Genomic DNA, 6,000 nt, shown 5'->3' with positions numbered 1-6,000 from the left:
CGCCCCATGTTCCGCCGCCTTGCCGATGTTGCCGAGCGTACCGGGTGCGCCGTTATCCTTATCGGACACTTGAACAAAGCTGCCGGAGGGCAGAGCGCATACCGGGGCTTAGGTTCTATCGACTTCCGCGCCGCAGCAAGGAGCGTCCTGCTGATCGGGCGCGTGAAGCGGGAGCCGAATGTGCGTGTTATCGTCCATGACAAATCTTCCCTTGCGCCGGAGGGCAAGCCCGTTGCCTTTTGCCTTGACCCGGAAACAGGCTTTTCATGGATAGGCGAGTATGACATTACCGCCGACGAGCTGCTGTCCGGCGCGGGCGGGAACACCGCCACCAAGACCGAACAGGCGGAACGGCTGATACTTGATTTACTTGCAGACGGAAAAGAGCTTGCCAGCGAGGACATTGATAAGGCCGCAGCCGAAGCCGGGATTTCTGCCCGTACCGTCCGGGCGGCAAAGAAAAACCTTGACGGGCGCATTACCTCAAAGCGCATCGGCGCGGCATGGTATCACGCCCTCAAAAAATGAAGTGGCAAAATCCAAGTGGCAAAACCCAGATACCTTGCCACTTTGCCACTTCGCCACTTCAACCCTCAACCACCGCCCCATGTGCTGCCGCATGGGGCTTTTCTCATAGAAAGGAGCAGCCTATGAACAATGAAACCAGCAAGACCAGCGCCCCCGCAGCCGCTTCCCCTCTGACCGCCAAACCCGACCTTGTGAAGAACATCGGCGGCACGACCTTTGACATTCATATCCATTTCAGCGAAACCAGCCGGGAAACCTTTACGGACAAGGTTGTGCGCCTTATCAAGAACGACAGCGGCGATGAAACCGCTTAAAAGCAAGATACTTTTTTCTTGTTCCTTATTGACAAAACCCGAAAGGTACGGTTTTGATTGAGTGCGGGAAGCTGCTGCAACGGGCGGGCTACCGCATTAAGGTACTGAATACGATTAACTTCAAAAAATCTATGCACTACAACCCCTTTGTGTATATCCGCAGCGAGAAAGATATTTTGAAGCTGGTAAATACGTTGATAGCGAATACCAAAGGTGAGGGAGAAAAAAGCGCGGAGGATTTTTGGGTAAAGGCAGAACGGCTTTTGTATTGCGCGTTGGTGGGCTACATCTGGTACGAAGCCCCCGCCGAGGAAATGAACTTTATTACCCTGTTGGAACTTATCAACGCCAGCGAAGCCCGCGAGGACGACGAGGAATATCAAAGCCCCGTCGATTTGCTGTTTGCCGACTTGGAAGAACGCGACCCCGACCATTTCGCGGTGAAGCAGTACCGAAAATATAAATTGGCGGCGGGCAAAACCGCAAAATCAATCCTCATTTCTTGCGGTGCGAGGCTCGCTCCTTTTGATATAAAGGAATTGCGCGATCTTATGTCCTACGACGAATTAGAACTTGACACGTTAGGCGACAGAAAAACAGCTTTGTTTTTGATTATGAGCGATACGGACAGCACGTTTAATTTTGTTATCGCTATGCTGCAATCGCAGTTATTTAATCTCTTGTGCGACAAGGCCGACGACGAATACGGCGGCAAGCTGCCGGTTCATGTTCGCTGCCTGTTAGACGAGTTTGCAAACATTGGACAAATCCCGCAGTTTGAAAAATTGATTGCCACAATCCGCAGCCGGGAAATCTCGGCTTCTATCATTCTGCAATCGCAGAGCCAGCTAAAAGCCATTTACAAGGACGCGGCAGAAATCATACTTGACAATGCCGACAGCACCTTGTTTTTGGGAGGGCGCGGGAAAAATGCAAAGGATATTTCGGAGAACTTGGGACGTGAAACAATCGACAGTTTCAACACTTCCGAAAATCGCGGCACGCAGGTTTCTCATGGCCTCAATTATCAGAAATTGGGAAAGGAGTTGATGACACAGGACGAAATCGCAGTTATGGACGGAGGAAAATGTATTTTGCAGTTGCGCGGCGTGCGCCCCTTTTTCAGCGATAAGTACGATATAACGCAGCACCCGAACTACAAATACCTTTCCGACTTCGACAAGAAAAACGCTTTTGACGTTGAACGGTATATGTCCACCCGTCCGGCAATCGTAAAGCCCGACGAACCCTTTGACATATACGAAATAGATTTGTCCGACGAGGACGCAGCCGCCGAATAAAAACGGCGGCATTTTTATTTCCAACAACATTTTTTGAGCCGTTTTAGCGGCAGAAAGCGAGGTTTATATGGATTTTTTCAACAGCGCAGTTGACGTATTGCAGACTTTGGTAATCGCGCTTGGCGCAGGACTTGGCATTTGGGGCGGCATTAACCTCATGGAGGGGTACGGCAACGATAACCCCGGCGCGAATGCTCATGTGTCGTAAAGAAACACAGAAAAATTTGATAGACAGTCCTACTATATCCGTAAAAAAATGTTTACAAATGGAGCGCACAGAGTTATACTTGTCATCATAGGTTGCCTTGGGTTTCCGCTCTTTGGTATACCCCTTGACGCTGATCACTTCCGGTTCGATCACTTCCGCAGGCTTTTCATCACCGACGGGTGTACCGAACAGATTCAGCTGTCCGTCCAGCTGGTCATGGCGTATTTCACTGGTTGAGCCAAAGACCTTGTTCTTAAGATACGCAAGCTGAGACTGGAGATTCGCGATCAGAAGGTCTTTTTCACTGTCCTTCGCATTGCGTTCTTCCAGCATCTTCTGCAATGAACTTATGAGTTCGTTCTGAGTGCTGATTGTTTTATTCAGTTGTGAGATTGTATCCTTAAGCTCTAAGAGCTGGATATCTTTTACTCCTGAAGGCATGGTCTTCTGCTCCGTTTTTTGATACTTCTATTGTACCATAAACAGGTGCAAAAGCCTAGAAAAATCAAGCGTTTCAGGCACTTTTTATTGCCTTTGGCTGCTCGATCTCAAGACCGGACATGAGCCAGTCAAACTGCCTCCATGTAATGGTTTTCACCTCGTCACGGTTACGTGGCCACCGGTATTTTCCGGTGTTATGATCGAGGCGTTTATATAAAAGCACAAAACCGTCATTCTCATGAAGGAGTGCCTTTATCCTGTCATTGCGTCTGCCGCAGAAAAGGTAGAGCGCGGTGGTATGCTCCGGTTCAAAGTGAAGCTGGTCTCTGATGATGGCGCACAGACCATCGATTGATTTTCTCATATCGGTGTAGCCACAAATGATATAAATATCTGTTGCAGCTGTAATGTCGCCTAGCATGATGCACCTCCCACAGACCGGATGATCTGTGCTAAAAGTGCCGGATCTATATCATTTGAAATCCTGATCAGGGCGGAGCCGAGTTTGATCTCAGCAGTTGCTTCCATACAGTTTGTATCCGTATGATCCGGAAGCACGCTTAAAAGCTGTGGTGTCTCTTCGTGCAGAACAGGCTGGTCAACGATTTCAAGTTTGACAACATCCTGTTGTTCCGAAGGCTTATAGCCTCCCCGGCCTGTTGCCGGCGGAATATCATAGCAGGATTTTTTGCGAAGCCGCTTGACCCAGTTGTAGAATGTACCGGGTTTGATCCCGTGCTCGTTGCACCACTGAAAATCGCTTAGTCCGCTGCTGCGACATTCCATGATGAGCCGGTATTGCTCATCGGCAGTTCGTCTTTCTGTCTGCATAAATGTAACCTCCATAATTGTAGTAAAATGCTTGCTTACTGCTAGATCCTAGCGCCGGATCATAGAGTAAAATGCTGGCATATGTGATTACTACTATTATGGCAAATATATGACCAAGCGAACAGATACCCTTATATTAGGCGCTTACCTTTAAGGAGAGGTTATAATGAACAAAGTAAATATAAAAGATAGTCAAAATTTTATTACTTCAAAATATCACATAGAAAAAATAATGAATTGCATAAGTTTAGATGAAAAAGATAACATCTTTGAAATAGGTGCAGGGAAAGGTCATTTTACTGCTGAATTGGTAAAGAGATGTAATTTTGTTACGGCGATAGAAATTGATTCTAAATTATGTGAGGTAACTCGTAATAAGCTCTTAAATTATCCTAACTATCAAATAGTAAATGATGATATACTGAAATTTACATTTCCTAGCCACAATCCATATAAAATATTTGGCAGCATACCTTACAACATAAGCACAAATATAATTCGAAAAATTGTTTTTGAAAGTTCAGCCACAATAAGTTATTTAATAGTGGAATATGGTTTTGCTAAAAGGTTATTAGATACAAACAGATCACTAGCATTGCTGTTAATGGCAGAGGTAGATATTTCTATATTAGCAAAAATTCCTAGGTATTATTTCCATCCAAAACCTAAAGTGGATAGCGCATTAATTGTATTAAAAAGAAAGCCAGCAAAAATGGCATTTAAAGAGAGAAAAAAATATGAAACTTTTGTAATGAAATGGGTTAACAAAGAGTATGAAAAACTGTTTACAAAAAATCAATTTAATAAAGCTTTAAAACATGCGAGAATATATGATATAAACAATATTAGTTTCGAACAATTTGTATCGCTATTTAATAGTTATAAAATATTTAACGGCTAAAAACAATAGGCCACATGCAACTGTAAATGTTTAGTTATAGGTAGGGTAGCATAAGTTAAAATGCTATTCTGCCTTTTAAAAGTATGGTATACATTCCAGAGAGAGATTGGATATGTTCCCGTATACCGATAGTGCCAAAAGCGAAGTGGATATGTTTCCGAGAACGGACGTACTCAAATGACATTCATTCTGTCCTCTCCAGCCAGCTCATGGAGGGAAACGACCATGAGTAAACTTCTCCCCTATGAAACAATCGTTAAAGCCCATGAGGGCGACCCGGACGCAATCGACACGGTTCTTTCCCACTACGCCGGATATATCCGCTACTTCTCCAAAATAAACGGACAGGTCAACTCCGAGGTGGAGGACTATGTGAAGCAGCGGCTCATTGCCGCGCTGTTCAAATTTCGCTTTGACCGTTGAGTTATATCCAATGTCAGACAAGAAAAAAATCAAGCTGATTTTCAAACCGTCTCATTGCATGGAATAATCTGCTCCACTATAATTAAGGCAGGAGGTGTTGAGAGATGGCGAATGAAGATAAAAAAGATTTTAATGCCATGCTACATGATAGCAAGGATATGCCTAAATTTCAGATTATTACCGACCAGAAAAGCATTGAGAAATATGGCGGAAGCAGAATGTATTTTGCCCCACCAATCGAATATGATAAAGTGATGAAACTAATTCCTTATGGCAAAGTAATCACTGTCGGAAAAATCCGTGAATATTTTGCTAAACTGAATGGAGCGGATTTCACAGAGCCTATTACAGCCGGGATTTTTGTATCTATTGCAGCATGGGCGAGTTACCAGCGTTCTGAAGATGAAACCCCGTATTGGCGAACCTTAAAGGCAAACGGGGAATTGAACGCAAAATATCCCGGCGGTGTAGAGGCACAAAAGGAAAAGTTGGAAGCGGAAGGCCACACAATTATTCAGAAAGGACGCACAAATATAAAGTATTTTGTAAAGGACTATGAAAGTATTCTTTTTGATTTGAGATGAGAAGTTTTTATTTGCTAAACGCGTTATCGTCATACCAGCCAGCCCTAAACTTTCAAAACTGAATACCAGCCGCCACCGGCGACCAGCGAAAGCAGTAAGTCTGAAAAAGATTTGCTGCTTTTTTTGTTGCCCGTTCTGGCTCCCGGCCATTTTGCCCCCTGCCGGTTGTAGTAGTAAATGAGGGGAGAAATTTTCCCGCCCGGATATTTGGCATTTTCAAAATCTCTCCGTTGTAGGAAGTGAAAGCAAAATTTTTCTGTCCCGCCGGTTGCCAAAATCCCCGTTCCCGGATTACTAAGGCAAAAGAAATTTTGAAAAATCTCTGTCCAGCGGGTAGCTGACGGCTTTTCAAATGTATCTTTAGCGGAAAAGAAAAATAGCGCAGCCAGCGGGTAGCAAAGCCCCTCTGCGGAGTAATATTGGCGAAAGAAAAAAGGCAGCGAACAGCGGGCTGAAAGCCCCGCCCTGT

The 6,000-nt window shown here is 44.9% G+C and carries 7 protein-coding genes and 4 pseudogenes; 7 read left to right on the top strand and 4 right to left on the bottom strand.

The genetic code is table 11. The features are described from left to right. From H8705_RS08810 to H8705_RS08795, 4 genes and pseudogenes are all read left to right on the top strand, one after another. Nucleotides 1-528, top strand: a pseudogene (locus H8705_RS08810) (AAA family ATPase); the annotation flags it as partial. A gap of 122 nt (nucleotides 529-650) precedes the next feature. After that, nucleotides 651-842 (top strand): transposon-encoded TnpW family protein, encoded by a 192-nt coding sequence (locus H8705_RS08805; protein ID WP_087385489.1) that lies wholly within the window; start codon nucleotides 651-653, stop codon nucleotides 840-842. 35 nt (nucleotides 843-877) lie between these two features. Beyond that, nucleotides 878-2,143: pseudogene (locus H8705_RS08800) on the top strand (VirD4-like conjugal transfer protein, CD1115 family); the annotation flags it as partial. A gap of 67 nt (nucleotides 2,144-2,210) precedes the next feature. Further along, nucleotides 2,211-2,339: pseudogene (locus tag H8705_RS08795) on the top strand (Maff2 family mobile element protein); the annotation flags it as partial. Between the two features lie 135 nt (nucleotides 2,340-2,474). Here the strand turns inward: H8705_RS08795 and H8705_RS08790 are convergent. The 3 genes and pseudogenes from H8705_RS08790 to tnpA all read right to left on the bottom strand — a co-directional run. Further along, nucleotides 2,475-2,684 (bottom strand): annotated as a pseudogene (locus H8705_RS08790) (IS66 family transposase); the annotation flags it as partial. Between the two features lie 181 nt (nucleotides 2,685-2,865). Further along, nucleotides 2,866-3,213 carry an IS66 family insertion sequence element accessory protein TnpB gene (gene tnpB, locus H8705_RS08785; protein ID WP_075704897.1) on the bottom strand — a complete coding sequence of 116 codons (348 nt, stop codon included), beginning with the start codon at nucleotides 3,211-3,213 and terminating at the stop codon, nucleotides 2,866-2,868. Further along, on the bottom strand, nucleotides 3,207-3,623 hold the full coding sequence (tnpA, locus tag H8705_RS08780; RefSeq protein ID WP_075704896.1) for an IS66 family insertion sequence element accessory protein TnpA: 417 nt from the start codon (nucleotides 3,621-3,623) through the stop codon (nucleotides 3,207-3,209). The genes tnpB and tnpA overlap by 7 nt, the downstream gene beginning before the upstream one ends. Before the next feature lie 166 nt (nucleotides 3,624-3,789). On the opposite strand from tnpA, the gene erm(G) reads away from it, so the two are divergent. The 3 genes from erm(G) to H8705_RS08765 all read left to right on the top strand — a co-directional run bounded on the left by erm(G) (nucleotide 3,790) and on the right by H8705_RS08765 (nucleotide 5,531). Next, nucleotides 3,790-4,524, top strand: a complete 735-nt coding sequence (gene erm(G), locus H8705_RS08775) for a 23S rRNA (adenine(2058)-N(6))-methyltransferase Erm(G) (protein ID WP_014387027.1) — start codon at nucleotides 3,790-3,792, stop codon at nucleotides 4,522-4,524. A 225-nt stretch (nucleotides 4,525-4,749) separates the two neighbouring features. After that, the gene (locus H8705_RS08770) at nucleotides 4,750-4,947 is read left to right on the top strand and encodes a helix-turn-helix domain-containing protein (protein ID WP_075704895.1); all 198 of its coding nucleotides are present in this window, start codon (nucleotides 4,750-4,752) and stop codon (nucleotides 4,945-4,947) included. Nucleotides 4,948-5,051: 104 nt separating this feature from the next. After that, nucleotides 5,052-5,531 carry an MGMT family protein gene (locus tag H8705_RS08765; protein ID WP_075704894.1) on the top strand — a complete coding sequence of 160 codons (480 nt, stop codon included), beginning with the start codon at nucleotides 5,052-5,054 and terminating at the stop codon, nucleotides 5,529-5,531. A 44-nt stretch (nucleotides 5,532-5,575) separates the two neighbouring features. Here the strand turns inward: H8705_RS08765 and H8705_RS08760 are convergent, their stop codons facing one another. Further along, entirely contained in the window at nucleotides 5,576-5,806 is a 231-nt protein-coding gene (locus tag H8705_RS08760; RefSeq protein ID WP_158024444.1) for a hypothetical protein, read from the bottom strand. Nucleotides 5,807-6,000 lie beyond the last annotated feature (194 nt).

This window comes from Youxingia wuxianensis (genome assembly GCF_014385085.1).
Classification (GTDB): domain Bacteria; phylum Bacillota; class Clostridia; order Oscillospirales; family Ruminococcaceae; genus Youxingia; species Youxingia wuxianensis.
The sequence above is the reverse complement of the archived record's forward strand: the minus strand, read 5'-3'. Positions and strand labels throughout refer to the sequence as shown.

Coding starts and splice junctions, on each gene's coding strand:
- H8705_RS08805 (WP_087385489.1), top strand. CDS start 651: ATGAACAATGAAACCAGCAAGACCAGCGCCCCCGCAGCCGCTTCCCCT.
- tnpB (WP_075704897.1), bottom strand. CDS start 3,213: ATGCTAGGCGACATTACAGCTGCAACAGATATTTATATCATTTGTGGC.
- tnpA (WP_075704896.1), bottom strand. CDS start 3,623: ATGCAGACAGAAAGACGAACTGCCGATGAGCAATACCGGCTCATCATG.
- H8705_RS08770 (WP_075704895.1), top strand. CDS start 4,750: ATGAGTAAACTTCTCCCCTATGAAACAATCGTTAAAGCCCATGAGGGC.
- H8705_RS08765 (WP_075704894.1), top strand. CDS start 5,052: ATGGCGAATGAAGATAAAAAAGATTTTAATGCCATGCTACATGATAGC.